The organism is Salinirussus salinus (assembly GCF_009831455.1).
Classification (GTDB): domain Archaea; phylum Halobacteriota; class Halobacteria; order Halobacteriales; family Haloarculaceae; genus Salinirussus; species Salinirussus salinus.
Map to the genome: position 1 here is coordinate 503,816 of NZ_WOWO01000001.1, position 23,998 is coordinate 527,813.

The 23,998-nt window shown below is 70.1% G+C and carries 23 protein-coding genes and 1 tRNA gene; 15 read left to right on the plus strand and 9 right to left on the minus strand.

Going from position 1 to position 23,998, the window contains the following annotated elements; translation table 11 throughout:
* Nucleotides 1–2: 2 nt before the first annotated feature.
* The 4 genes from GN153_RS02515 to GN153_RS02530 form a co-directional block, all read right to left on the minus strand.
* Nucleotides 3–758, minus strand: a complete 756-nt coding sequence (locus GN153_RS02515) for an MBL fold metallo-hydrolase (protein WP_159899441.1) — start codon at nucleotides 756–758, stop codon at nucleotides 3–5.
* Between the two features lie 105 nt (nucleotides 759–863).
* Nucleotides 864–3,329 (minus strand): type II secretion system F family protein, encoded by a 2,466-nt coding sequence (locus GN153_RS02520; protein WP_159899443.1) that lies wholly within the window; start codon nucleotides 3,327–3,329, stop codon nucleotides 864–866.
* On the minus strand, nucleotides 3,326–4,972 hold the full coding sequence (locus GN153_RS02525) for a type II/IV secretion system ATPase subunit (RefSeq protein ID WP_159899445.1): 1,647 nt from the start codon (nucleotides 4,970–4,972) through the stop codon (nucleotides 3,326–3,328). The genes GN153_RS02520 and GN153_RS02525 overlap by 4 nt, the downstream gene beginning before the upstream one ends.
* 95 nt (nucleotides 4,973–5,067) lie before the next feature.
* On the minus strand, nucleotides 5,068–5,742 hold the full coding sequence (locus GN153_RS02530; protein ID WP_159899447.1) for a DUF7549 family protein: 675 nt from the start codon (nucleotides 5,740–5,742) through the stop codon (nucleotides 5,068–5,070).
* Nucleotides 5,743–5,863: 121 nt separating this feature from the next.
* Here GN153_RS02530 and GN153_RS02535 point away from each other — a divergent pair, with 121 nt between their 5' ends.
* The gene (locus GN153_RS02535; protein ID WP_159899449.1) at nucleotides 5,864–6,286 is read left to right on the plus strand and encodes a DUF5793 family protein; all 423 of its coding nucleotides are present in this window, start codon (nucleotides 5,864–5,866) and stop codon (nucleotides 6,284–6,286) included.
* Here GN153_RS02535 and GN153_RS02540 read toward each other — a convergent pair.
* Nucleotides 6,261–7,022, minus strand: coding sequence for an SIR2 family NAD-dependent protein deacylase (locus tag GN153_RS02540; RefSeq protein WP_159899451.1), 762 nt, complete (start codon nucleotides 7,020–7,022; stop codon nucleotides 6,261–6,263). The genes GN153_RS02535 and GN153_RS02540 overlap by 26 nt on opposite strands.
* A 130-nt stretch (nucleotides 7,023–7,152) precedes the next feature.
* Between GN153_RS02540 and GN153_RS02545 the strand changes: the two genes are divergently transcribed.
* The 4 genes from GN153_RS02545 (at nucleotide 7,153) to GN153_RS02560 (ending at nucleotide 10,903) form a co-directional block, all read left to right on the plus strand.
* Nucleotides 7,153–8,181 (plus strand): cupredoxin domain-containing protein, encoded by a 1,029-nt coding sequence (locus tag GN153_RS02545; protein ID WP_159899453.1) that lies wholly within the window; start codon nucleotides 7,153–7,155, stop codon nucleotides 8,179–8,181.
* Between the two features lie 151 nt (nucleotides 8,182–8,332).
* Nucleotides 8,333–9,481, plus strand: a complete 1,149-nt coding sequence (gene sucC, locus GN153_RS02550; RefSeq protein WP_159899455.1) for an ADP-forming succinate--CoA ligase subunit beta — start codon at nucleotides 8,333–8,335, stop codon at nucleotides 9,479–9,481.
* A 130-nt stretch (nucleotides 9,482–9,611) separates the two neighbouring features.
* Nucleotides 9,612–10,481 carry a succinate--CoA ligase subunit alpha gene (gene sucD / locus GN153_RS02555; protein ID WP_159899457.1) on the plus strand — a complete coding sequence of 290 codons (870 nt, stop codon included), beginning with the start codon at nucleotides 9,612–9,614 and terminating at the stop codon, nucleotides 10,479–10,481.
* A gap of 188 nt (nucleotides 10,482–10,669) precedes the next feature.
* Complete coding sequence (locus GN153_RS02560; RefSeq protein WP_159899459.1) at nucleotides 10,670–10,903, plus strand: HVO_2901 family zinc finger protein; 234 nt, start codon at nucleotides 10,670–10,672, stop codon at nucleotides 10,901–10,903.
* Between the two features lie 18 nt (nucleotides 10,904–10,921).
* On the opposite strand, the gene GN153_RS02565 is transcribed toward GN153_RS02560, so the two are convergent.
* Nucleotides 10,922–11,329 carry an SRPBCC family protein gene (locus GN153_RS02565; protein ID WP_159899461.1) on the minus strand — a complete coding sequence of 136 codons (408 nt, stop codon included), beginning with the start codon at nucleotides 11,327–11,329 and terminating at the stop codon, nucleotides 10,922–10,924.
* A gap of 71 nt (nucleotides 11,330–11,400) precedes the next feature.
* Here GN153_RS02565 and GN153_RS02570 point away from each other — a divergent pair, with 71 nt between their 5' ends.
* From GN153_RS02570 to GN153_RS02590, 5 genes are all read left to right on the plus strand, one after another.
* Nucleotides 11,401–12,354: an ABC transporter ATP-binding protein gene (locus GN153_RS02570; protein WP_159899463.1), complete on the plus strand. Its 954-nt coding sequence runs from the start codon at nucleotides 11,401–11,403 to the stop codon at nucleotides 12,352–12,354.
* Complete coding sequence (locus GN153_RS02575; protein ID WP_159899465.1) at nucleotides 12,354–14,213, plus strand: PrsW family intramembrane metalloprotease; 1,860 nt, start codon at nucleotides 12,354–12,356, stop codon at nucleotides 14,211–14,213. The genes GN153_RS02570 and GN153_RS02575 overlap by 1 nt, the downstream gene beginning before the upstream one ends.
* Nucleotides 14,206–15,282: an ABC transporter permease gene (locus tag GN153_RS02580; protein ID WP_236544739.1), complete on the plus strand. Its 1,077-nt coding sequence runs from the start codon at nucleotides 14,206–14,208 to the stop codon at nucleotides 15,280–15,282. Before GN153_RS02575 ends, GN153_RS02580 begins: the two co-directional genes overlap by 8 nt.
* A 72-nt stretch (nucleotides 15,283–15,354) precedes the next feature.
* Nucleotides 15,355–16,332, plus strand: a complete 978-nt coding sequence (locus tag GN153_RS02585; protein ID WP_159899467.1) for an aldo/keto reductase — start codon at nucleotides 15,355–15,357, stop codon at nucleotides 16,330–16,332.
* 129 nt (nucleotides 16,333–16,461) lie between these two features.
* The gene (locus GN153_RS02590) at nucleotides 16,462–16,893 is read left to right on the plus strand and encodes an NAD(P)-binding protein (RefSeq protein WP_159899469.1); all 432 of its coding nucleotides are present in this window, start codon (nucleotides 16,462–16,464) and stop codon (nucleotides 16,891–16,893) included.
* Nucleotides 16,894–16,947: 54 nt separating this feature from the next.
* Here GN153_RS02590 and GN153_RS02595 read toward each other — a convergent pair whose 3' ends face one another.
* Together GN153_RS02595 and GN153_RS02600 are read right to left on the minus strand one after the other, a co-directional pair.
* Entirely contained in the window at nucleotides 16,948–17,358 is a 411-nt protein-coding gene (locus GN153_RS02595) for a hypothetical protein (protein WP_159899471.1), read from the minus strand.
* A 133-nt stretch (nucleotides 17,359–17,491) separates the two neighbouring features.
* Nucleotides 17,492–18,001 carry a macro domain-containing protein gene (locus tag GN153_RS02600; protein WP_159899473.1) on the minus strand — a complete coding sequence of 170 codons (510 nt, stop codon included), beginning with the start codon at nucleotides 17,999–18,001 and terminating at the stop codon, nucleotides 17,492–17,494.
* A gap of 268 nt (nucleotides 18,002–18,269) precedes the next feature.
* Between GN153_RS02600 and GN153_RS02605 the strand changes: the two genes are divergently transcribed.
* Both GN153_RS02605 and GN153_RS02610 read left to right on the plus strand, forming a co-directional pair.
* Nucleotides 18,270–18,707: a PH domain-containing protein gene (locus GN153_RS02605; protein WP_368372785.1), complete on the plus strand. Its 438-nt coding sequence runs from the start codon at nucleotides 18,270–18,272 to the stop codon at nucleotides 18,705–18,707.
* Complete coding sequence (locus GN153_RS02610; RefSeq protein ID WP_159899478.1) at nucleotides 18,704–20,161, plus strand: PH domain-containing protein; 1,458 nt, start codon at nucleotides 18,704–18,706, stop codon at nucleotides 20,159–20,161. Before GN153_RS02605 ends, GN153_RS02610 begins: the two co-directional genes overlap by 4 nt.
* A gap of 76 nt (nucleotides 20,162–20,237) precedes the next feature.
* Here the strand turns inward: GN153_RS02610 and GN153_RS02615 are convergent, their stop codons facing one another.
* Nucleotides 20,238–21,896, minus strand: coding sequence for a potassium channel family protein (locus tag GN153_RS02615; protein WP_159899480.1), 1,659 nt, complete (start codon nucleotides 21,894–21,896; stop codon nucleotides 20,238–20,240).
* 119 nt (nucleotides 21,897–22,015) lie between these two features.
* Here GN153_RS02615 and GN153_RS02620 point away from each other — a divergent pair, with 119 nt between their 5' ends.
* From GN153_RS02620 to GN153_RS02630, 3 genes are all read left to right on the plus strand, one after another.
* A complete protein-coding gene (locus tag GN153_RS02620; RefSeq protein ID WP_159899482.1) occupies nucleotides 22,016–22,810 on the plus strand; it encodes an HAD-IIA family hydrolase in 795 nt (264 codons plus the stop codon).
* Nucleotides 22,811–22,861: 51 nt separating this feature from the next.
* Nucleotides 22,862–22,963, plus strand: a tRNA-Gln gene (locus GN153_RS02625).
* 95 nt (nucleotides 22,964–23,058) lie between these two features.
* Nucleotides 23,059–23,997: a DNA adenine methylase gene (locus tag GN153_RS02630; RefSeq protein WP_159899484.1), complete on the plus strand. Its 939-nt coding sequence runs from the start codon at nucleotides 23,059–23,061 to the stop codon at nucleotides 23,995–23,997.
* The last annotated feature ends 1 nt before the right edge of the window (nucleotide 23,998 follow it).

Consider the following 23,998-nt stretch of genomic DNA (forward strand, 5'->3'; position numbering starts at 1 on the left):
GGCTACTCGCCGCCCTCGTCGAGTGCCACTTCGAGGCCGCGCTCGCGGCAGTCCTCTGCGAAGGCCGCCGAGTCCGTCTCCAGCGCCTCGAAGGTGTTGTAGTGAATCGGCACGACCAGCTCCGGGTCCAGGCGCTCCGCGAGGGCGGCTGCCTCGCGACGGTCCATCGTGAACGCGCCGCCGATGGGCGGGAGGAACACGTCCACGTCCAGTTCGGCGTGTCCCTCCAGCACGTCAGTGTCTCCGGGCCAGAACGCGGTCGTGCCCTCGAAGGAAACGAGAAAGCCACAGCCCAGTCCCTCCGGGTGGAAAGGGGCCCCGTCGGCGGTCGTGTGGGGGCCGCCGGGCTCGTTGTACGCCGGGACGGTCCAGACCGGCAGGTCGGCGGCCACGGCGTCGTCCTCCATCGAAACCTCCCGCACGTCGTAGGGCAACTCGGACAGCCGCGGGAGGTCGCGCCCGCTGTCCCGCGGATCGATGCCCTCGAAGGCAAGGACTGTCGTCCCGTCGCCGGAGACGCGCTCGAGACCGCCGTCGTCGTAGTGGTGGACGTGCGAGAGACAGACGAGGTCGGCGTCCCCGGGCCGGTAATCCCGGCCCGACGGGTGCGCGCCGGCGGCTGCCGGGCTGTCGGGTTCCCACTCGCCGGTCAGGACGCCGTAGCGCCCGGGGTCGAGGTAGACGACCCGGGCGCCCTCGAGCCGGACGGTCGCGTAGCCGAGCCACTCCACCGTGAGGCCGTCGTAGGTGACTGTCATCGCCGCGGGTTCGGGCGCGGCGAGCAAAAGCCCGTCGCGGACGGTGACGGTGCCGACGGCGGCGACGGACCCGGCAGTCGGGGCGGGCCGGCCGCCAGCCCTCGGCTACCCGGCGGTGCCGTTGACCGTTATCACGGCGCCGGGAGACCCCTCGTTAGACAGAGTCGGGTACGGGCGGTCGACCTGCGAGCCCGAGGGGTGGTAGGGGCCCCGGAAGTCGTAGGCGCGGTTGTCGTTGGTATCCAGGTGGGTCGCGACGTGGATCTCCGCCCCGTCCGCGACCGGACGACGCAACGGTATCGTCACGTCCTCCTGTGCTCCGGGCTCGATGTACTCGCTGACGCCGAGGACAGTCCCGTTGACGGTTCCCTCCCGGACGACGATGAAGCCGCCTTCGGAGCTGGTCGCGGCGTCGATGGTGACCGACTCGCCGGACCCGGAGACGGTGACGCCGCCGGCCGCGACGGATGCCACCGGCGCGGAGACGAGCACGAAGACCAGGTATGCGAGTCCCAGCATCGCGGCGGCGTGTTTCGTCCCGTCCCGCAGCGAGCCGTTGCCGAGCTGACCGGCGATAAAGCCCGAGCAGACCGCCTGGACCAGGGCGGTGTGGAAGAAGACCAGCGTGTAGGCGGCCTTGTCGACCCGGCCAAAGCGGGTGAACGCGTCGACGTTGACCCCCAGCCGGCTGGTCTGGTCGGCGCTGGGCGTCGGCACGGCCTCGGGCAGACTCGGTACCAGCACCTGGTTGACCGCGATGATGATGACCAGAAAGACCAGGAAGGCGATGTAGATGACGACCAGATAGGTGAGCATCTGCTGGCGGCGCTGGCGTCGCAGGTCCAGGTCCGCCCGCGCCTGCTCGGAGGCGATCCGGAGGACGTCCCCCAGGTCGCCGCTGGCTCGCATCGCGTTGTTCAGCAGGACGACCACCCGGGTGACCGCCGTGGTCCGCACCCGGCGGCCGAGCCGGACCAGCGCGTCGTCGACGTTCGAGCCGTACTCGATGTCCCGCCAGACCCGCTCGACTTCGGGTGTGAGCACGCCCAGGTCGCTCCCGCGGACCCGGTCGAGGCTCTTGACAAGCGTCATGCCGGCCTCGTTGAGGCTGGCCAGCCGCTCGAGCAGCTCCGGCATCGCCGCCTCGATCCGGTCGATCCGGCGCTTGTACACCTCCCGCACCACCCCGTAGCTGACGAGGACGACGAGCGCCGACTGCACGAGAAGGTCGTCCAGCACCCAGAGGTTGACCCCGGTGCCGGTCAGCGCGCCCGGCAGCCGGACCAGAAAGAGCGCGCCCGCGAGCGGTACCGCGACGTACAGCACCGTCGTCGGGTCCGACAGCGCCGTCCGGAACGGGCGCCGGACCGCGCTCTTGACGCGGGTGACGCGGTCGTGCCACGCCAGCACCCACTCGTTGTCGCCGTCGGCGGCGACGCCGCCGTCGGTCGCCCGCCGCTCGGCGCGTGGCGAGGCCCGGACGGGGGTGTCGACGGGCATCCGGTCGAGCACCTCGCTGCCGGTCCCTCGTGCGATGCCGAGCGTCTCCAGTTTCGAGGACAGGAAGACCGCGAAGCCGGCGTTGGCAAGCGGGATCAGCAGGTACGCGACCATCTGGAGGAAGGGAAGCGTGTCGGTGGTCGTCAGCCCGAACACGAGCAGGATGGTGATGAAAAAGAGCACACCGGCGACGAGTACCGTGACGTACCCCTCGGCGACGGTCGCCAGGAACTCCAGCACCTCCTCCTGGCGCTGCTCGGACTCCTCGCGAAAGCGCTCGTATGACTCCCGGAGGAACTCGGCGCGGTCGCTCCCGCTCTGGAGGACGCTCGCGAAGTTCTCGGTGAAGGTCTTGAACTGCTCGCTGGGCGTTCGCCGCCCCATCCGCCGCAGCGCCGAGACCATGTCGCGGCCGAACAGCTCCATCTCGCGGACGACGATCCGCATCTCGCGGGCGGACTCGCCGTACACCTCGCCGTTCTCCCCGAGGATCCGCAACACTTCCGGCGTCTCCATCCCGCCCCGCGAGAGCGCGTACATGAACGCGGTCGTCCGCGGCAGCCCCTCCTCGATGCTCCGGCGGCGGACCTCGGCGTCGCTCTCGGGGAGCTTCCACCGGAAGACGTAGGCCCCGGCCGCGACGGCGACGCCCCCGACCACGAAGCCGCCGCCGAGCAGCCCCCAGTACAGCTCCGGCGAGACGACCAGTTCGAAACTCTTGGAGAAGCCGAGCGTCCCGGCGATGGCGTTCGGAAGCTCCGCCAGCTTCCGGATGACGGGCTCGACGACCAGGAGCAGGCCGGCGACGGCGTAGGCGGTCCCCAGCCCGCCGCCGACGAAGCCGAGCACCACGAACAGGTACGTCTTGGCGGCGTAGGTCCGGTAGGACTGACCGATGTAGGCGGACTCGATGACCCGCTTGCGCTCTGGGTGTTCGGAGAGCACCCGGCCGAAGAGCACGCGGGCGAGCCGGGCCACGACACGGTCGACCCGGGGGCTGACCTTCGACCCGGCGTACGCGGCCGCCACGAGGGCGACGACCACCAGCCCCAGGAGGTCGACGAGACTCATCCCTTGCTCTGGATGTCCACGGCGCCGGCCCCGGAGTCTTCGAGGTCGGCGCGGTCGATCCGCGCGAGCACCTCCTCACGGTCGGCGTAGTACTTGTTGACCATGGCGGTGAACCGGCGGTAGTCGGTGATCCCCTCGCGCTGGAGATACCGGAGAAAGCGCCGCCGGTTTTTCAGCTCCCCGAGCAGTTCGGACTCGCTCCAGCCGTTCTCCTCGCGGATCTCGTCCATGAGCCCGGAGTTAGACTCCGAGAAGCTGTCGGCGGTGGCGTCCCAGTTGTAGGTGTTGGAGTAGTCGAGTTCGCCGGTGCGCTGGTCGATCCCCTCGATCTCCGCGAGGGTCTTGGCGCGCCGGACCCGTTCCCCGCCCGTGCGCCCGAGCACCTGCACACAGAGGATATCGAGCGAGGAGACCATCGGCCGGGGGACGTTGATCGGCTCGTTCTCCAGACGGTTGATGACGGTCTGGACCGAGTCGGCGTGCAGCGTCGAGAACGTGGTGTGGCCGGTGTTCATCGCCTGGAAGAGGGTGATCGCCTCCTCGCCGCGGACCTCGCCGACGATGATGTACTCCGGGCGATGCCGCAGCGCCGACCGCAGCAGGTCGTACATCGTGATGTCGCCCTCGCCGACCCGCTCGCGGGTCACCGAGGACAGCCAGTTGTCGTGGTACAGCGACAGCTCGCGGGTGTCCTCGATGGTCAGCACCTTCGCCCGCGGCGGGATGAACATCGACACCGCGTTCATCGACGTGGTCTTGCCGGCTGCGGTCCCGCCGGCGAAGATCAGCGACTTGTTGTGCTCGATGGCCAGCCAGAGGTAGGCCAGCATCCGGACGCTGAAGGTGCCGTACTCGAGCAGGTCCACCGGGGTGAAGGGTTCCTCGGCGTACTTCCGGATGGTGAACGCAGACCCCTTCGGGGTGACCTCCTCGCCGAGCGCCAGTTCGATGCGGGAGCCGTCGGGCAGCGTCGTCGAGACGACCGGGTCCGAAACCGAGATGTGCCGGCCCGACCGCTGGGCGAGCTGGACCACGAAGTTGTCCAGCTCCCCGCGCCCGTAGGTGACGCTGGTCTCGACGTCGGTGTACTCGTCGTGGTAAATAAAGACCGGCAGGCCCGGCCCGTCACAGGAGATGTCCTCGATGTGGGGGTCGTGCATCAGCGGGTCGAGCCGGCCGTACCCCTGGAAGTCACGGTACAGGTAGTAAAACAGCCGGTAGAAGGACTCCTCGGGGACGCTGACGCCGTACTCCTCGAGGCGCTCGTGGAGCTCCTCCCGGAGCGCGGCTTCGGAGTCCTCGGCGACGTCCTCCCGGTACAGAAGCGGGTCGCGGACCTCGTCGAACAGCCGGTCGAGCAGCCGACGCTCCAGGTCGGACAGCGCCGGCTCGACGACGTGGTAGTAGTGTTCGCTCTCCTCGGGGTCGTAGTTGACCGAGACGAAGGCGAAGGGGGCGTTCAGCCAGTAGCGGTCGAGTTCCTCGTAGCCCTCCAGCCCGTCGAAGGAGACCAGCCGGCCGTGGCGTTTCGGGTCGTACTCGGTGACTGTCATCGTCGACCCGCTCAACACCCGGGCGGTCTGTGCGAGCCAGTCGCGGATCCCGTCGAGCGGCCCGTCCCCGTTCGCTGTGCCCTGTGCCATCGTTTTTCGCCGCAGTAGGAACCGGTTACTCGGCCAGCTACTTATACTGCCTGCCCGCCACAGGGCGGTCCGGACGGCTCGCCGTCGCCGCGGAGTCAGACCCGCTCGATCCGTACCAGGATGGCCCCCAGACCAAGCTGGAAGAGTATCCCGACCGGGACAGTCGTCCCCGCCGTCGCCTGCCAGTGCTGCCAGAGCGGGACCAGCAGAGCCAACCCCGCCACGAGCAACAGCAGGCCGAGCGCACGGACCGGGTCGCCGTACGTTCGGCCGCGACCCTCGTCCCGGTGCAGGCGGTGGTCGGCCAGCCCGGCCGCGAGCGGGGCGACTGTCGCTGCCGCCAGCAGGACCAGGAGGTCGCCGGACAGCCCCGCAGCCAGCGCCGCAGCGAGGACGAGCACGGCACTCGCGGCGACCAGGCCGAAGGTCAGCCGCGGCGTGAACCGCCGCTCGAGCCGGTCATCGCGGAGGTAGTAGACGACGCTCAGTCCCAGCGGGACGAGGAAGGCGGCGCTGCCGGCCAGCCACGCCGTCGCGGCCAGCGTCTCCCCGGGGGTGGCGACGAAGCCGGGGACCTGCCAGACAAAGAGGAGGGGACGCTCGCCGGGGAGCTCGGTCCCGAGGATGTACAGCAGGCGAAGCGGGAGAAAGCGGAAGGTGAGCGCGGTGAGCCCCTGCGGGGAGAACAGCGTCACCGACCAGGGCAACAGCGCACACAGCCACGTCGCCAGCACGGCGAGTTCGCCGGCGTACTCCGAGCGTGCCCACATACCATCCCGGGCGACCGGCGGGCGATAAAAGCTGTCGGCTTCGCGTCCGGGAGCACCGACCGCGGTCGACGTCGACCGGCGTTACGTTCTTGCCCGCGGGCGACGTACGTACCGGTATCGGATGAGGCGTGACCACTTCACTGTCGAGACAGACCCAGCGCGCGACCCGCCAGCCGTGGCCATCACCTTCGACGGCCCGGCGGGAACCCTCGCCGAGCGGCTCGCGGACGACGGCGTCCCCCCCGCCGAGGACGTCGATGTCGTCCTCCGGCTCCAGGGCCCGGTCGACGACCCCGACACGACCGGTGTACTCAGCCTGACGCGACGCCTCACCGGGGAGTATCTGCTCGAAGTCAACGCGGAGGCGGCCGGGCTGCTCGAGGTCGTCAGCGCGGCCCGCGACGCCGAGGACACCTACGCCGTCCGGATCGAGCGGCCGGCCGACGAGACGGTCGTCTACGAGAAGGGAACCTTCCTGGTCTACGACGAGGAGGGCAGCCTCCTGCGCCAGCACAGCCTCATCCCGAGCGGCGTCGAACTGTAGCGGCGACCTCCGGCAGGGCCTCCGTCACGTCCGCGCGGATGTCGTCGTCGGCCTGGCCGGTCACCGGCGTCTCCTCCAGATTCACGAGCGAGAGTCGCGCCCCCTCCCGCGCCGCCACGCGGGGCAGCGAGGCCGCGGGCTCGACCTTCAGCGAGGAACCGACCGCCAGGAAGACGTCGGCCTCACGGGCGTGCCGGCGGGCCTGCTGGAGCGCGCCAGTCGGGAGCTGCTCGCCGAAGAGTACGGTGTCGGGCTTGAAGACACCGCCACAGGAACACTCGGGGGGGAGCTCCCCCTCGCGGGCGCGCTGCTCGACGGGGTCGGCGTCCAGCCGGGTGCCACAGTCCTGGCAGGCGACCCGGCGGCTGTTGCCGTGGAGTTCGATGACCGACTCCGAGCCCGCCGTCTGGTGGAGTCCGTCGGTGTTCTGGGTGATGACGGCGTCGAGCTGCCCCGCCTCTTCGAGCTCCGCGAGCGCCTCGTGGGCGGCGTTGGGCGCGACGTCGTCGGGGAACATCCGCTCGGAGAGTTCGAGCCGTTCCGCCCAGAAGCCGCCGGGGTCGGCCTGGAACCGCGAGTAGTGAAAGTCCGCGGGGTCGAACTCCGTCTTCCAGATGCCGTCCTCGCCGCGAAAGGAGGGGATACCGGAGGCGGTGCTCACGCCCGCGCCCGTGAGCGCGGCGACGTGGTCGGCCTCCGCGATGGCCGCCGCGAGCGATTCCGTCAGGTGGCTCATACACGACAGTGGGCGCCGGCGCCCCAAAACGGTACTGCCGGCCGTCAACCGTGTCACAATCATACCTCCACAAAGTGATATCTCAGTGGAAAGAACGGCTTTGCGCCCGTCCGGTGACGTTCGAGGTGGGATGACAGATCCCCATGACCAGTCATCGACCGACGACTGGCCGGAGACTGACGCCCGCGTCGCGCGTCGAACCGTTCTGAAAGCAGCGGGCGCCTCCGCGGCACTGCTCGGGACGACCGGCGTCGCCGCCCAGTCCAGGCCGTCGGAGGATACGCCAGGGGAGGGGACGCCTGGGCACGGACCACCTGACGGCGGGGAGGGCGGGAAGACGTCGGACTCCCCGGCGGCGCTCGACCCGCTGTTCGGCAAGCCCTCTGCCGGCCCGAACCCCTGTGGCGGGGACGCTGGCCCGGACTGCTTCGAGGACATCTCACCGACGCCGGACTACGAGGTCGAACTCCACATCGACCTGCCCGGCCTCCTCTTCGCGGTCGTCGAACAGGAACTGCTCTCGGTGGAGACACTCAACAGCATCAACGAGGACGTGGCCGACGGCGAGGTCACGCCGGGAAACCTCCACAATCCGAGGACGGAGCTCGAGGTCGAACAGCCCGACGGAAGCACCACGGGGGTCACCGTCGAGGGAGTCGCCCGACTGCTCGCAGGCACCGTCGGCTTCCACTTCGAGCCCGCCGGACTCCACGTCGAGCCCGGCTCGGTAGTGCTGTTCAGCGCCGAGACGCCCGACCACGGCGTCGCTCCCTACCACGCACGCCACGGCCGGCAGAACCGGGTCCCCGACGGGGTCGGACCGTTCGCCTCGCCGCTGATTCCCGTCGGTGGCTACTGGCTGTTTTGCTTCTCGACGCCGGGGGTCTACGACTGTTACTGTCCGCCACACGACCCCTTCGGGATGGTGTTCCGGGTCGTCGTCTCCGATGGAGAGGGGGTCCCCGACCCGAACGTCGAAAACACCGGCCGGCCCCCGCCCGGCGCGAACGAGCTGCCGTCGGTGCTGGGCGGCCTGGACCCGAACGTCCCGAGTTCCCTGGCGGCGCTGAACTCGGAGGCACTCGCACCGGCTACCATCGTGGAGGACGGTGCCGTCTCCTGGGAGACGGTCGTCGCCTCCCACCGATCGGACGGCTGACCCCGGACTCCGGGGCGTCGCCGTCCTGCGGTGTCGGGCAGCCGGCGCCGGCGCCGCGGTGCCCGGAGTGGACTGACGGCAGCCTCGTGGTACCGACCCGCATTTCGATACTCCTAACACGGCTTCGGTGGAACTACCGGGAGAGTCCGACATGAAACTGCACGAGTATCAGGCGAAGGAGGTGTTCGCGGACGCCGGGATCCCGACGCCGTCCTCGGCGCTGGCGACGACCGTCGACGAGGCGGTCGACGCGGCGGGGGAGATCGGCTATCCGGTCGCGATCAAGGCGCAGGTACAGGTCGGCGGCCGCGGGAAGGCCGGCGGGATCAAACTCGTCGAGAGCGACGAGGAGGCCCGCGAGGCCGCCGACGCGATCCTGGGGATGGACCTCAAGGGCTACCACGTCGACCGCGTCCTCGTCGAGGAAGCCGTCGACTTCACGAACGAACTCTACGTGGGCGTGACGATGGACCGGGGCGAGGGCGAGCCCGTGGCGATGGTCTCGACCCGCGGCGGCGTCAACATCGAGGAAGTCGCGGCCGAGGACCCCGACGCCATCGCCCGCGAGCATATCGACCCCGCCTTCGGGATGCATCCGTTTCAGGCCCGCAAGGCGGTCTACGACGCCGGCGTCGACCGCGAGGTGGCAAACGACGTGGCGGGCGTCCTCCAGACGCTGTACGAGCTCTGGGACGAGAAGGACGGCGCCGACGCGGAGATCAACCCGCTGATGGTCACCGCCGACGACGAGGTCATCGCCGCCGACGCCGTGATGAACATCGACGACGACGCCCTCTTTCGCCAGCCCGACCTCGCGGAGATGGAGGAGGAAGCTGCGGAGGACGACCTCGAGGCCAAGGCCAACGAGTACGGCTTCGACTACGTCCGGCTCTCGGGCAACGTCGGCATCATCGGCAACGGCGCCGGCCTCGTGATGACGACGCTTGACCTGGTGGACTACTACGGCGGCGAACCCGCCAACTTCCTCGACATCGGCGGCGGCGCTCAGGCCGAGCGGGTCGCCAACGCGCTCGACATGGTCTTCTCCGACGGGAACGTCGACGCCGTCGTGTTCAACATCTTCGGCGGCATCACCCGCGGCGACGAAGTCGCGAACGGGATCAACAGCGCGCTCGAACAGTTCGAGGAGATCCCCAAGCCGGTGATCGTCCGGCTCGCGGGGACCCGCTCGGAGGAAGGCATGGAGATACTCAACACTGACCTCGTGCAGGTAGAGGAGACACTGGAAGCAGCCGTCCAGGCCGCCGTCGCGGCCGCCGACGAGGAGGTGGAAGAATGAGTTCTGTCAGACCGTCCGTCGCTCGCCGTGCTCGCTCGGCTGGGACTGACAACCTCATGCTCACCACCGCCGGGCGCGCCCGGCGTGGCTCGCCTCGCGGTGCTCGGCTCGCCACCGGGGGGTGGTTCGCATGAGCGTGCTCGTCGACTCCGAGACCCGTGTCGTGGTCCAGGGCATCACGGGCGGTGAGGGGAAGTTCCACACCGAGCAGATGCTCGAGTACGGCACCAACGTCGTCGCGGGCGCGGTCCCGGGACGTGGCGGCCAGGAGGTCGCGGGCGTCCCCGTCTACGACACCGTCCACGAGGCCGCCCGCGAGGAGGACGCCGACGCCTCCGTGGTCTTCGTCCCGCCGGCCTTCGCCGGGGACGCCTGCTTCGAGGCGCTCGACTCGCCGGTCGACCTGGTGGTGACGATCACCGAGGGGATCCCGACCCAGGACATGAGTCGCGTCTACCGGAAGCTCCGGGAGACCGACGCCCACATGGTCGGCCCGAACTGCCCCGGCGTCATCACGCCCGGCGAGTCCAAGCTGGGGATCCTGCCGGGCAACATCTTCTCCTCGGGTAACGTCGGCTTAGTCTCCCGCTCCGGCACCCTCACATATCAGGTTGTGGACAACCTCACCGACCGCGGGCTCGGCCAGTCGACCGCCATCGGCATCGGCGGCGACCCGATCATCGGCACCGACTTCATCGGCGCCCTCGAACTCTTCGAGGCCGACCCCGACACGCACGCGGTCGTGATGTGCGGGGAGATCGGCGGCGAGGACGAGGAGGAAGCGGCCCGCTTCATCGGCGAGCACATGGACACGCCGGTCGCGGGCTTCATCGCCGGCCGCACCGCGCCGCCGGGCAAGCGGATGGGCCACGCCGGCGCCATCGTCTCCGGCTCCGGCACCGGCACGGCGGACTCGAAGATCACCGCACTCGAGAACAACGGCGTTCCCGTGGGCGACACGCCCGAAGAAGTGGCCGACCACGTCGAGGACCTGCTGTAGCCGCGACCCCGCCTCCGTCACCCGGAGGCTGTCAGGTCGCTGTGACTGGCCGGTCGCGAACGCCTCTTTTGTGACAGTATCTCACACGACTACCCCGTAGGTTTCAGGGTCGAGCGGCCTACTCCGGCCGGATCGCACTGCGTGAACGTTCCGATGGGATTTTATGAGATGCGCGAGGAGATCATGTTATGACTCATACCTGTCGCGACTGCAAGCGGACGTTCAGCTCCGAGCTCGAACTCGAACTCCACCGGGACACCTGCTCGGAGGGCCAGCTGATCTGTGACTCCTGTGGCGAGCGGTTCGCGGAGCGGTCGGCCACGACCGACGGCTGGCACTATCGATGTCCCAACGAGGACTGTGACGGTGCCGGGATCGGCGAGGACATCCACAAGGTACAGGACGTACGACTGGAAGCCTGACGTCCGGCTCCGCCCGCCTCACCCCTCCGCGAGGTCGGCGATCCGGTCCAGCGCCCGGCGACAGACCGGTGCGTAGCCGACGGCGTACAGCGGCAGTTCGAACCCGACGCGACAGGTGCCCTTTTTGATTCCCTCCGCCGGCTCGACGAAGTGACCGGTGGCCGGCACGCGCGCGACGCGCCAGGTCCATCGGTAGTCCCGGCAGGTCGCCACCGCGAACGGGAGCCAGATACCGCCCGGCACGCGGACGCGACCGGTCGTCCCCGCCTGGATGTAGCGGCGGTCGCACTCGACCGCGCGCACCGACGGCCCCCACTCGGGCCACCGCTCCGTGTCCGTCAGCAGGTCCCAGACTGTCTCGCGGTCGGCGCCGACCTCGCGGGTGACCGCGAGCCGGCGCCCGCCGGGCGTCCGTCGGCGTTCCATGCCCTGCCTTCGTGTTCAGGCCTGATAACTGGACCCAACACATAGGACGGTGGCGCCGTAACGCGGAACCGATGATAGAGGCCCGGGACCTGCGCAAGGAGTACGGCGGCTTCGCCGCCGTCGAGGGGAGCACGTTCTCGGTCGAGGCCGGCGAGGTGTTCGGCGTCGTCGGTCCCAACGGGGCGGGCAAGACGACGACGCTGAAGATGCTCGCAGGCCTGCTCGAACCCACCTCCGGGACCGCCACCGTCGCCGGCTACGACGCCGGCGAGACGGAGATGCGTACCCGGCTCGGCTTTCTGCCCGAGGAGTCACCGCTGTACGAGGAGATGACGCCCCTGTCGTACCTCCGGTTTTTCGCCGACCTCTACGACGTGCCCCGCGACATCGCCACCGAGCGGATCCACGGAACGCTGGACGAACTCGACCTGGACCACCGCGAGCGCCAGCTCGGCGACATGTCCAAGGGGATGAAACGGAAGGTCGCCATCGCCCGCTCGCTGGTCAACGACCCCGACGTGCTGATCTACGACGAGCCCGCCAGCGGGCTGGACCCGCTCACCACGAACTACATCATCGAGTTCACCGAGAAACTCGCCGAGGAGGGCAAGACGGTCGTCTTCTCGGCACACAACCTCTTTCACGTCGAGTCGATCTGCGACCGGGTGGCGATCATGAACGAGGGAGAGATCGTCGCCCGCGGCGACCTCGCGGAACTGCAGGCCGAGCACGGGGAGACACGGTACCACGTCTACACGAGCGTCGAGGTGCCGGACAGCGTCCGGGAGAACGGCCGGTACCGCCGCGTCGTTGGGAGCATGGACGCCGTCGACGGGATCCGGGAGGCAGCCGAGGCCGCCGGCGGGCGCGTCGAGGATATCCGCACCGAGGAGTCGAGTCTGGAGGAGGTCTTCCTCAACGTCGCCGAGGACGGGGCCAGCGCCGGTAGCCACAGTGACACCGACCGGCGGGGTGACGCGCCGGCCGGGGAGCGCCGACCGGACCCGGGGAGCGAGGAGGTCTGATGCACCCGCGCAAGCTGTTGCGCATCGCCCGCTGGGAGGTGACGAAAAACGCCGGCGGGGTCGACCGCCGCACGCTCGCCGTCGCGGTCGGTGCGTTGCTCCTGCTGGGCGCGCTCGCGCCGGTCATCGCCGGCAGCGGCGTCGCGGTCGACCGCGGTATCTACCGCGTCGGGGTCGCCCCCGACAGCCCCTACCATCCCGTCGCCGCGGGCGACGACACCTTCGCGGTCCGCGGCCCCGAGCCCGAGGCGCTCCGGGAGGGCGACCTCGACCTGCTGGTGACAGGGGCTGACCCGGTGACGGTCCGGCCGGCTCCCGACGCGAAGGGCCGGGCGGCGGCCGCGGAGTTCCGGTCCGCCGTGGAGGCATACAACGACGCACAGCTGCAACGCGAGGGCGAGAACGCGACCGCCGCGTTCCCGGTGTCGGTCACCCTGACCTACGAGGACCGGACCGCCGGCGCGGTCACGGCGGGCGGCGGCAGCGGTGACGCTGGCAGCGGTACCGCACCCGGTGGTGGCGGCGGGGACGGCGACGCTGGTGGTGACGCGGGCAGCTCCGGCTCCGGCGGGGGCGGACCCGGGGAGGGCGGGGGCAACTCGGGCGCGAGCGGCGCAGGCGGTACGAGCGGCGTGGGTGGCGCTCTCGGGAACCTCGGGTCCGGCAGCAGTTCCACGACCGACCCCTCGACCATCGCTCCCCCCTTCCCCTTCGAGTCGCTCGTGCTCGCCTTCGTTTTCGTCGTCCCCCTCAATTTCCTGATCCAGGCCTACGGCTCGACCTTCCTTTCGGAGCGGCTGAACCGCCGCGGGGAGTTGCTGCTCGTCTCGCCGGTGACCCGACTCGACATCATCGCCGGGAAGACGCTGCCGTACTTCCTGGGAGCGATGGCGCTGGAGGCGGCCATCGCGGTCGGCCTCACGTACCTCGCGACCGGCTCGCTCGGCGGGCTCGTCTCCGTGCTCGCCGTCGCGCCGCTCGTTCTCCTCTTTCTCGCGGCCACCTTCCTCGGGGCGATGTTCGCCCGCTCGTTCAAGGAGCTCACCTTCCTTACCGTGACGACCACGGTCACGCTGACGAGCTACGCCTTCGTCCCCGCGGTCTTCACCAATGCCGGTCCGGTCGCGCTCATCTCGCCGCTGACCATCGTGGTGCGGGACCTCCAGGGCCAGGCGGTCTCCCTGCTCGAGTTCGCTTTCTCGACGCTGCCGCCGCTGCTGACCGCCGCGGTTCTGTTCGGGCTCGGCGCCGGACTCTACCGCGAGGAGGACATGTTCGCCCAGCGGTCGGTCCCGCTGAAGGTGCTCGACGCGCTGGCCGGCCCCGTCCGCAAGCGCTGGCACGTCGGCGCCCTGACCGCCCTCCTGATCCCCTTCGTCTTCGTGCTCGAACTGCTCGCGGTCGCCTTCCTGTTCGCGCTCGGCGAACTCTCCATCCCGCTGGTGCTCGTTGCCGTCGCGGTCATCGAGGAGGTGGCGAAGAGCCTCCACGTCTACGCCAGCTTCGAACACGGGCGCTTCGAGCGGACCGCGCGGGCGGGCCTGCTCGTCGGCGCCATCAGCGGCGTCGGCTTCTTCCTGGCGGAGAAGCTGACGGCCATCGCGCAGGCGGTCGGCCTCGACGCGGTCCCCACCGGCGAGGCGGCCCTGAGGACCGGCCTGATCCAGGGCGCCGACCCCGTCGTGTTGCTCGTCGCCTCCCTCGCCCTCCCGCTGCTGTTACACGTCGTCACCGCAGCCATCTCGGCGGCCGGTGCGAGCCGGAGCCGCCGGGCCTACGCCGCTGCGCTCGCGGTCGCCATCGCGGTCCACCTCGCCTACAATCTCGCTATCTTCGGGGCGGTGGTCGGCCGTGTCTGACCTGCTCTCCTCGCCGCGGGCGACCATCGCGAGGCGGGACCTGGCCTCGCTGCGCAGCGAGAAGACCATCGTCCTTGCACTCTTGATCCAGCTCTTTATCGCCGCCTTCTCCTCGTTTCTGGTCGTGGGTCTCACCTCGCTGTACGACCCCGGCTCCGTCCAGGGCGGCGGGGTCGACGTCGGGGTCAGCGGCGAGGCCCGGGAGGAGCTGGTGGCCGCCGCCAGCGAGGTCGAGGGGGTCGCGACCTCGACGTACGCCGACCCCGAGACAGCCCGCTCGCAGTTCCAGGGCGGCCGGCTCGACGCAGTCCTGGTCGCCGAATACACGGACGCCGGGGACGGCAGGCGGATTGCGGTCACGGCCACCGTCCCCGACGGCAACGTCCGGACGACGCTCGTGGTCGTCCAGCTCCGGTCGGTCCTGACCCAGCTCGAGCGCGACGAGCGGACCGACCGGGTCGACCACCTCCAGTTCCGGCCGCTCGACCTGCCGGAGGAAGCCGACGCCAGCCCCTACTTCGGCTTTACCTACACCGTTCTCGTCCCCCTGTTGCTCTTTTTGCCGCCCTTCATCAGCGGCTCCGTGGCCGTCGACACCCTCACCGAGGAGTTCGAGCGCGGGACCCTCGAGCTGCTCCGGGTCGCGCCGGTCTCGCTGACCGACATCGTGGACGCGAAAGCCGCCGCGATGATACTGCTCGCGCCGGTCCAGGCCGGGGCCTGGCTGCTCCTGCTGGGGGTCAACGGGATCACCGTCGGGAGCCCGCTGGCCCTGCTGGCGATGGTGGCCGCTATCGCGACTGTCCTCGTCGCACTGGGGCTGGGGCTGGGGCTGGTGACCCGGGACCGCCGCAAGGCACAGCTGCTGTACTCGGTCGTTGCCCTGCTGGTCTTCGGGGCCGCGGCACTGCTCCCCGAGCACCCCGCGGCGACCGTCGCCCGGCTGGCCGTCGGGAGCGCCACCCCCAGCACGTTCGCTCACGTCGCCGGCTTCCTCGCGCTCGCGGTCGTCGGTGCCGTTGCTCTCCGGACCTACGCCGGCCGGGTCGACGTCGAGGCGCTGGGCTGACCACGGTCGGCCGGTTGCCCCCTCCCGCACGGACCACCGCCACTTTTGAGCCCCGCACCCGACGTGGGGGCCATGGAGTACACGACACTGGGCGACACCGGCATGGAGGTCAGCCGCATCTGCCTGGGCTGTATGAGCTTCGGCTCCCCGGAGTGGCGCGAGTGGGTGCTCGACGAAGAGGAGAGCAAACCGATCATCGACCGGGCCATCGACCTGGGGATCAACTTCTTCGACACCGCCAACATGTACTCGGTCGGGGAGTCCGAGCGCGTCCTCGGGAACGCCCTCGCGGAGTACGACCGCGACCGGATGGTCGTCGCCACGAAGGGCTTTTTCCGGATGGACGAGGACAACCGCAACTCCGGCGGGCTCTCCCGGAAGGCAATCGAGCAGGAACTCGACAACTCCCGCGAGCGGCTGGGGATGGACACCATCGACCTCTACCAGCCACACCGCTGGGACTACGACACGCCCATCGACGTCACCCTGAAGGCACTGGACGACGCGGTCCGCCGCGAGAAGATCCGCTACTTCGGGGCCTCCTCGATGTGGGCCCGCCAGTTCGCCGAGGCCCTGCACACCAGCGACCGGCTCGGGCTCGACCGCTTCATGACGATGCAGAACCACTACAATCTCGTCTACCGCGAGGAGGAACGGGAGATGCTCCCGCTCTGCGAGCAGGAGGGGGTGGGCGTCATTCCCTGGAGCCCGCTTGCACGGGGCTATCTCACCCGGCCCCACGAAGAGGTCGACGCCACCACGCGGGGAGAGAACGAAGAGCGGCTCTACGAACACCCCTACCGGGAGGGCGGCGGCCCCGAGGTGAACGAGCGGGTTCAGGAACTGGCCGCAGAGAAGGGGATCACGATGGCTCAGACCGCCCTCGCCTGGGTGCTACACAAGGAGTGGGTCGACGCCCCGATCATCGGCACGACCAGCGTCGAACACCTCGAGGACGCTGTCGAAGCCCTGGAGGTCGACCTCTCGGCCTCGGACATCGAGTACCTCGAAGAGCCCTACGAGCCCGTCCGGGTCTCGGGCCACCGCTAACCCCACGGACCCAGCCGGTGATCCCTCGACCGTCAAACACTCTTTCACTTTCTCTACCCGATCTTCCGATATGCGGTAATTTTCCGCTCTACTGTAACGTGTTATCCGTCCGAGACCGTTTCGATACGTATGAGCGTCCAGAACACGCGGAACGCGGTCATCGTGGGCGGCGGCCGGGTCGGCCGGCGGACGGCAGCCAAGATCACCGAGCGTGGGTACACGGTCACCATCGTCGAGGCCGACGAGAAGAAAGCGGAAGCGCTGTCGGTACCACCCTCCAGTCGGGTGGTCATCGGCGACGGGGCGGACGTCGAGGTCTTCAAGGAGGCCAACCCGACGATAGCCGACGTCGTCGCCGGGCTCACCAACGATACCGACACCAACCTCGCGGTCTGCGAACTCGCCCGCGAGGTCGTCCCGGAGGCGACGACGGTGCTGCGGATCAACGCCGACGGCGAACAGGACTACGCGTACCTGAACCACGTCGACAACATCGTCTACCCCGCGGCCGCGGGCGCGTCGGTCGCCGCCACGCAGATCACGGGCGGACACGTCCAGTGACGCCGGACAGTCCGGTTCCTCCGGCGACGAGGTCTGCCCGCGCGCCGGCGTCCGTCAGGCGGTCGCGTCCTCGGCGGCTGACGGCACGCCGGCGTACCAGTACCAGAGGACGGCGACGGCCGTGACCGTCACGTAGGCGGCGGTCACGGCGAGCGCCGAGTAGCTCCGGACGGCGACCAGGTAGACCGCCCCGACGCCGCCGAACAGGACTCCGAGGACGAGAAATACCGACAGGCCGGCCGACGACCGGACGCTCGCGTCGGCGCCCGTGAGCACCCGAACGCCGACGGACGCGACCGTCAGGACCGCCCAGGTGAGCACCGGCAGCCCGAAGACGGTCAGGGCGGTCGCGTCCAGCCACGCGACCTCCGTGACGAGGATTGGCCAGCCGACTATCCCGAGACCGAGCCACGCGATGCTGCGCAACAACTCTTCCCGGACGATCCCGCGCAGTTCCGGGTTCATGTCTGTAATTCCCGGAGCCACCGGGATAAACCACCTCTCGCCGTCGCTGGCTCCGCGACCCGCCACAGCTTTTTTATAATTCGTGAGAGGTTTCGCCGCGCTGGGGGACCCGCCCCGGGGCGTCGGCCGCTCTCTACTCCCCCCGCACCTCGTCGGCGACCCGCTGGAGCGTCGCGTACTCCTCGTCGCTGTATGCGATGAAGCGGACGTCCGCCAGACTGTCGGGCTCGAACCGGTCGAGTTCCTCGCAGATGATCCGGGCGCCCTCCGCGAGGTCGAACCCGGCGACGCCACAGCCAAGCGCCGGGATGACCAGCGATCCGGCGCCCAGCTCCTCGGCCCGTTCGAGGGTGTTGCGGGTGGCGTCGCGTATCGACTCCGCCGTCGCCTGCCCGTCGCCGTAGTGGGGCATCGCCGCCGCGTGGATCACGTACTCGGCGTCGAGGTCGTAGGCGTCGGTGACCGCGACCCCGCCCAGGTCGACCGGCCCCTTCGAGGTCGCCTCCTCGTTGATCGGCCCGCCGGCACCGCGCCGGAGCGCGCCGGCGACCCCCGACCCCATCCGGAGGCTCGTCCCGGCGGCGTTGACCAGCACGTCCGCCGACTGTGCGGCGATGTCGCCCTGGATGACGCTGAATTCCATGTGCGAGTACAGGACGGTCGGCGGCAAAAATCCCGGTGGCTTAACAGGCCAGCGCCCCTCCCTCAAGGGGATGGCTGACCCCTCCGATGCGGACGCTCCCGCCTCCGACGCCACGGGGGCCACCTCCGCGGATGCCGACGCGTCCGGGGCGGACACCGCCGCTTCCGCCGCGGCTGCCGGCTCCGAACCCGCCCCCGGCGCAAGCGACTCCCCGGACGGGACCGACCTCGAGGCGTACACGACAGACCGGCGGACTCTCTCGCCGCGGGTGCGCGTCCAGTGGGGGGCCCGCGTGCTCGTTACCACCCTGGTTCTGGGGCTCGTGCTCTCGGCGGCCGCCAGCCGGTTCAACGTCGACCCGCGGCTCGGCGGCGTGGCCGCCCTTGCTCTGGGTCTGCTGGGCCTGGTCTGGGTCGCCCTCCGGTACCGGGTCTGGGCTTACGAGGTCCGGACGGACGCACTCTACCTCCAGCGCGGTGTACTCACCCACACCCGGACGCTAGCTCCCTACGTCCGCATCCAGCACGTCGACACCTCGCGGGGTCCCCTGGAGCGGGGGCTCGGGCTCTCGACACTCGTGGTCTACACCGCCGGCTCGCGTGGAGCGGACGTCTCCGTCCCCGGCCTCACGCCCGAAGAGGCGACGGACCTGCAGGACCGGCTGAAGGAGCTGGCCATCGAGGCCGAGGGCGGTGACGCGCTGTGAGGCTCTCCCCGCGCTCGGTGCCGGTGCGGGTCCTCGAGAACGGCGGGCGGGTCGTCTTCTTCGCCGCCGTCGGCATCGTCTCCAGTTCCGGAGGTGACCTCCCGCCGCTGTCCGCCGTCGCCGGCATCATCGTCCTCGCCGCCGGCCTCGTAACGGTCTGGCAGACGGCCTACGTCCAGCGGTTCAGCTACGAGGTCACCGAGGACACCTTCGACATCGCCTCCGGCGTCCTCTCCCGGCGCGAACGGGAGATCCCCTACGAACGGGTCCAGAACGTCGACATTTCGGAGAACGTCCTCCAGCGGCTGCTCGGACTCGCACAGGTCCGCATCGAGACCGCCGGCGGCAGCGGCACCGAGGCCCGGCTCCGCTACGTCAGCCGCGCGGAGGCCGGGCGGCTCCAGGAATTGCTCGGCGAACGGAAGCGCCGGGCGACCGGCGAGGCCGAGGACGGCGCCGAAGAGGGCGCCAGCCGACCCGCCATCGAGACGGAGATCCTCTTTACCCTCTCCGACCGCGAACTGGTCATCCTCGGTGTCGTCTCGGCGGACCTGCGGCTGCTCGGGCTCGCGTCGGTCGTGCTCTCGGGCTTTGCCCCGCAGGTCGCGGCCCAGCTCCAGCCGGGACCGGACCTGGTCTCGCTGGCCGGCCCGCTTCTCGCGCTGGTCGGGCTGGTCGGCCTCTGGGTCGTCAGCGCCGTCACCGCCGTGTTCCGGTACTACGGCTTCGAGCTCCGCCGCCGGGCCGACGAGCTCCGCTACGAGCGTGGCCTGCTCCAGCGCTACAGCGGCACCATCCCGGTCGACAAGATCCAGACGCTACGGCTCCGCGAGAACGTCCTGGCGCGGGCGCTTGGCTACGCCGGGCTGGTCATCGAGACGGCCGGGTACGGCCCGGGACAGGAGGGGGGTTCGCAGTCGGCGGTCCCGCTGGCGAAACGGGAGCGTGCGCTCGCGCTGGCCCGCGAGGTCGAGCCCGTCGGCGCCATCGAGTTCGACCGCCCGCCCCGGCGCGCCCGGACCCGCTACGCCGTCCGGTACGCGCTCGCCGTCGCCGGCCTGACGGCCGTGCTGTGGGCAGTCGACGCGGTCACCGGCTGGCTCCCGCTCTGGTATCTGGCCGCCGGCCTGCTCGTGGCGGTCCCGCCCGCGGCGCATCTGGCCTGGCGACACCGCGGCTACCACCTCGGCGAGGACTACTTCGTGACCCGCAACGGCTTCTGGCGCCGGGAGACCGTCGTCGTGCCCTACGACCGGGTCCAGACGGTCGCGAACAGCCAGTCGGTCTTCCAGCGCCGCCGCGACCTGGGGACGGTCCGCGTCGACACCGCGAGCAGCGGCGGCTTCTTCGGGACGGCGGCTGCCGCGGTCGACATCGACGGGGGGCTCGCCGATGAGCTGCGCGAGCGGGTCCACGGACGGTTCCGGCGGGCGATCCACCGCGCCGCCGACTGACTCCCGGGCGGGGGTCGGCGGCGAGCGCGCGCCACGTTCCCCCCGCGGGCCGTCGCAGTCTGCCCCGCCACTGCTCTCACGACCCGTCGCCCGACCCGTCACCGTCGACCACTGAGGCGAAGGCGGCGATCCCGTCGTCCGGCCCGATGACGACCGCGGCGTCGCCGACCCGGAACCGGAAGTCGGGGTCGAGGCCGGTCATCGTCTCCCCGTCGCGCTCGACGGCGACCACGGTACAGCCCGTCCGGGCGCGGATGTCCGCCGAGGCCAGCGTCTCGCCGGCCAGCAGGCCCACGTCGGTCCGGACCACCTCGATCTGCTGGCCGACCGAGATCACCTCCCCCTCGAGGATCGTCGCCGCGAGCATCCGGCCGCTGACAGTCGAGAGCGCGAGCACGTAGTCCGCCCCCGCGCGGTAGAGTTTGGCGACGTTCTCCGTCTCGTTGGCCCGCGCGACTATTTCGACGTCCACGTCCAGCTGCCGGATCACGAGCGTGGCGAAGACGGTGAGGGTGTCATCGGAGAGCGCGAGGACGACCGTGCTCGACTCGTGGACCCCCGCCCGCTCCAGCACGGTCCGCTCGGTCGCGTCGCCGACCACGTCGACGCCGGGCTTGTCCGCGACGTCGACGGCCGTACAGGGGAGTCCGGCGGCCGTCACGGCCTCCTTGACCGTCGAGCCGACCTCCCCGTAGCCACAGACGAGCACCTGTCCCTCGCGGAGCCGGCGGCGCTCGCTTCTGGTGAGGGCGTTCAGCCGCTCGAGGTCCTCGTCGCTGCCGGCCACCAGCAGGACCGTCCGACCGTCGATCACGTCGCCGGGGTCGGGCGGGCTGACGAACTCCCCCCGGAACCACGCACCGATGACGTTCACCCCGGTCCGCTCGCGGATCCCGCTTTCGGCGACGGTGACGCCGTCGAGTTCGGAGCCGGGCTGGACCGGGAGCTCCGCGACCTCGAAGTCCGTCCCGATCTCGACCGCGTCGGTGACCTCCGTCCGCGCGGCCGTGTTCACCTTCCCCGCCAGGCTCTCGCCGATCAGCGTCCGCGGGGTGAACACGTGGTCGGCGCCGGCGTACCGGTGGTAGTCGGCCATGTCGGGGTCCTCGACGAAGGTGATGATCTGTACCCCGCCGTCTTCGAGGGCCTCGTTCGCCGCCAGCGCGACCGAGGCGTTGGTCTCGTCGTCGACGTCAGCGACCAGCGCCCGCGCCTCTCCCAGCCCGGCGTTCAGGAGCGTCTCCGCGCGTTCCGGGTCACCGTGGACCACCCGGACCCCGTCCTCGACCAGGTCCTCGGCCGCGTCCCGGTCGCTCTCGACGACGACGTAGGGGACCTCCAGTCCCTCGAGTTCGTCGATGAGCCGCCGGCTGCGCTGGGTGAACGAGCAGATGACGACGTGGTCGCCGACGCCGTCCGTGGCCGTCGGGACGGTCGTCGAGAACGCGTCCCGGAGAAACGGGAACAGCAACACCGGCAACCCCAGGAAGAACAGGAAGGTGCCGGCGATGTCCATCACCATCACCAGCAGGTTCATCTGCGGGGTCGACCACGGGGAATCGGACCCGTATCCGGTCGCGGTGAACGTCTCGACGACGACCTGCAGGGAGTGGAGGAAGGTGTTCCGCTCCCCCTCGAAGTAGAACATCCCGACGTGGTACAGCACGGCAAAGCCCAGAAGCGAGCCGACGAGCAGGGCGACGTAGTAGCCGGTCCGCCGCCGCAGCCTGTTCATACCCCGTCATTGCCAAGGGCCGACAAAGGAGTTACCATGACGCTCCACGACTGCGGGGATGGTCCGGGACTGGCGCGGCGGACCGTCGCTGTTATTCCCGCCCGTCCCCTCGGGTGGACATGGTCAGCGGCGCCATCGTCGACCTGGACGGCACCGTCTACCGCGGCGACGACCTCATCCCCGGCGCGGCCGCGGGGGTCGACGCCCTCCGCGAGCACGGCTGTGGACTGTGTTTCTTCTCGAACAACCCGACGAAGGACGGGGCGGCCTACGTCGACCGGCTGCGCGAGCTGGGCGTCGACGCCCGCGAGGGCGAGGCCTGCTCGGCCGGCGTCGCCACGGCCCGCTACCTCGCCGACCACCACGCCGGGGACCCCGTGCTGCTGGTCGGCGACGAGGGACTTGCCGAGCAACTCCGGGCCGCCGACGTCCGCCTCACCGACGACCCCGCAGAGGCGAGTGTGCTGCTCGGCTCCTGGACGAACGACTTCGACTACTACGACATGATGGCCGCCATGGACGCCGTCGAGGAAGATACCGTCTTCCTGGGTTCGGACCCGGACCGGGCGATCCCCTACGACGACGGCCGGCTCATCCCCGGGTCGGGCGCCATCGTCGGCGCGCTCGCGCGGACGGTCGGCCGCGAGCCCGACCGGATCCTCGGCAAACCCTCCGACGTCGCGCGGGACCTGGCGCTGGACCGGCTTGGGCTCTCCGCCGCCGACGCCGCGGACTGCCTGGTCGTCGGCGACCGGCTGGACACGGACCTGTTGCTCGGCGAGCGCGCGGGCATGACGACCGTCCTCGTGCTCTCGGGTGTCACCGACCGCGCGGACCTGGCCGACAGCGACGTCGAGCCCGACTACGTGCTGGAGAATCTGGGCGAGATCGGCACTCTCCTTCGAGATGAGTGAGCCACGGCGAGGCGTTACGTTTTAGCGGACCGGGACCCGACTCGCGTGTGCAGTCCCGTGGTGTAGTGGCCAATCATAGTGGCCTTTGGACGTGGCCGGCTTCGCGGTCGCGGAAGCGAGCCACTGACGGCAGTTCGAATCTGCCCGGGACTACTGACAATATATTTATAATTCATTTCTGATTAAATTTCCGCACTCGTCTTCCGGGGCCAGCACTTTATCACCCCGACCGGCCGTACTCCGGGCCAATGGCGAAGCCGATCCTGAAGTGGGCCGGCGGCAAGCGACAGCTCCTCGGGGATATTTACGCCCGCTTCCCCGCCGATTACCGTCGCTACCACGAGCCCTTCCTCGGGGGTGGCGCCGTCTTCTTCGACCTCGAGCCGACCGGCGGGACGGTCAACGACACCAACCCGCGCCTGGTCACCTTCTACGGGGTGGTCCGGGACCGTCCCGACGCCCTCATCGAGCGCCTGCGTGCGTTCGACGACCCCGACGCCGAGCCGGATCCGGACCAGGCTTTCGCCGAGGAGGGTTGGGACGGCGGGGAGGTCGAGCAGTACTTCTACCAGCAGCGGGCCCGGTTCAACCGCCGGGCGTACGGGGACGGCGAGTGGCCCGCGACCGCCGCCGAGCGCCTCGAGGAGGCGGCGCTCCTGCTGTATCTCAACCGGACGTGTTACAACGGGCTCTACCGCGAGAACTCCTCGGGTGGCTTCAACGTCCCTATCGGGCGCTACGCGGACCCCGACTGGGTGCAGGCCGACCGCATCCGCGCGGCCGGCCGCGCGCTCGCCGAGACCGACGTTCGCAACGAGGACTTCGCGTACGTCCTCGACGCCGCCGACGAGGGTGACCTGGTCTACCTCGACCCGCCCTACCAGCCGATGAGCGCGACCGCGAACTTCGCCGAGTACAGCGCCGAGGGGTTCGACCGGGCGGACCAGCAGCGGCTGCTGGAGACCGTCGAGCGCCTCGACGGGAACGGCGTCGACTTCGTGCTCAGCAACAGCGGCGTGACCTACGACCTGTACGACGACGCCGGGTTCGCCGTCGAGACGGTGGGTGCGACCCGCGCTATCAACAGCGACGAGACCGCCCGCGGCGAGGTCGAGGAGGTCATCGCCACGAACGTTCCCGAGGGGCGACGGGCCGGGCGGGGCCAGGCCGGCATCGCGGACTCCTGAG

Excerpts from the sequence above, each read along its gene's own strand:
- GN153_RS02515 (WP_159899441.1), bottom strand. The coding sequence starts at position 758 with ATGACAGTCACCTACGACGGCCTCACGGTGGAGTGGCTCGGCTACGCG.
- GN153_RS02520 (WP_159899443.1), bottom strand. The coding sequence starts at position 3,329 with ATGAGTCTCGTCGACCTCCTGGGGCTGGTGGTCGTCGCCCTCGTGGCG.
- GN153_RS02525 (WP_159899445.1), bottom strand. The coding sequence starts at position 4,972 with ATGGCACAGGGCACAGCGAACGGGGACGGGCCGCTCGACGGGATCCGC.
- GN153_RS02530 (WP_159899447.1), bottom strand. The coding sequence starts at position 5,742 with ATGTGGGCACGCTCGGAGTACGCCGGCGAACTCGCCGTGCTGGCGACG.
- GN153_RS02535 (WP_159899449.1), top strand. The coding sequence starts at position 5,864 with ATGAGGCGTGACCACTTCACTGTCGAGACAGACCCAGCGCGCGACCCG.
- GN153_RS02540 (WP_159899451.1), bottom strand. The coding sequence starts at position 7,022 with ATGAGCCACCTGACGGAATCGCTCGCGGCGGCCATCGCGGAGGCCGAC.
- GN153_RS02545 (WP_159899453.1), top strand. The coding sequence starts at position 7,153 with ATGACAGATCCCCATGACCAGTCATCGACCGACGACTGGCCGGAGACT.
- sucC (WP_159899455.1), top strand. The coding sequence starts at position 8,333 with ATGAAACTGCACGAGTATCAGGCGAAGGAGGTGTTCGCGGACGCCGGG.
- sucD (WP_159899457.1), top strand. The coding sequence starts at position 9,612 with ATGAGCGTGCTCGTCGACTCCGAGACCCGTGTCGTGGTCCAGGGCATC.
- GN153_RS02560 (WP_159899459.1), top strand. The coding sequence starts at position 10,670 with ATGACTCATACCTGTCGCGACTGCAAGCGGACGTTCAGCTCCGAGCTC.
- GN153_RS02565 (WP_159899461.1), bottom strand. The coding sequence starts at position 11,329 with ATGGAACGCCGACGGACGCCCGGCGGGCGCCGGCTCGCGGTCACCCGC.
- GN153_RS02570 (WP_159899463.1), top strand. The coding sequence starts at position 11,401 with ATGATAGAGGCCCGGGACCTGCGCAAGGAGTACGGCGGCTTCGCCGCC.
- GN153_RS02575 (WP_159899465.1), top strand. The coding sequence starts at position 12,354 with ATGCACCCGCGCAAGCTGTTGCGCATCGCCCGCTGGGAGGTGACGAAA.
- GN153_RS02585 (WP_159899467.1), top strand. The coding sequence starts at position 15,355 with ATGGAGTACACGACACTGGGCGACACCGGCATGGAGGTCAGCCGCATC.
- GN153_RS02590 (WP_159899469.1), top strand. The coding sequence starts at position 16,462 with ATGAGCGTCCAGAACACGCGGAACGCGGTCATCGTGGGCGGCGGCCGG.
- GN153_RS02595 (WP_159899471.1), bottom strand. The coding sequence starts at position 17,358 with ATGAACCCGGAACTGCGCGGGATCGTCCGGGAAGAGTTGTTGCGCAGC.
- GN153_RS02600 (WP_159899473.1), bottom strand. The coding sequence starts at position 18,001 with ATGGAATTCAGCGTCATCCAGGGCGACATCGCCGCACAGTCGGCGGAC.
- GN153_RS02615 (WP_159899480.1), bottom strand. The coding sequence starts at position 21,896 with ATGAACAGGCTGCGGCGGCGGACCGGCTACTACGTCGCCCTGCTCGTC.
- GN153_RS02620 (WP_159899482.1), top strand. The coding sequence starts at position 22,016 with ATGGTCAGCGGCGCCATCGTCGACCTGGACGGCACCGTCTACCGCGGC.
- GN153_RS02630 (WP_159899484.1), top strand. The coding sequence starts at position 23,059 with ATGGCGAAGCCGATCCTGAAGTGGGCCGGCGGCAAGCGACAGCTCCTC.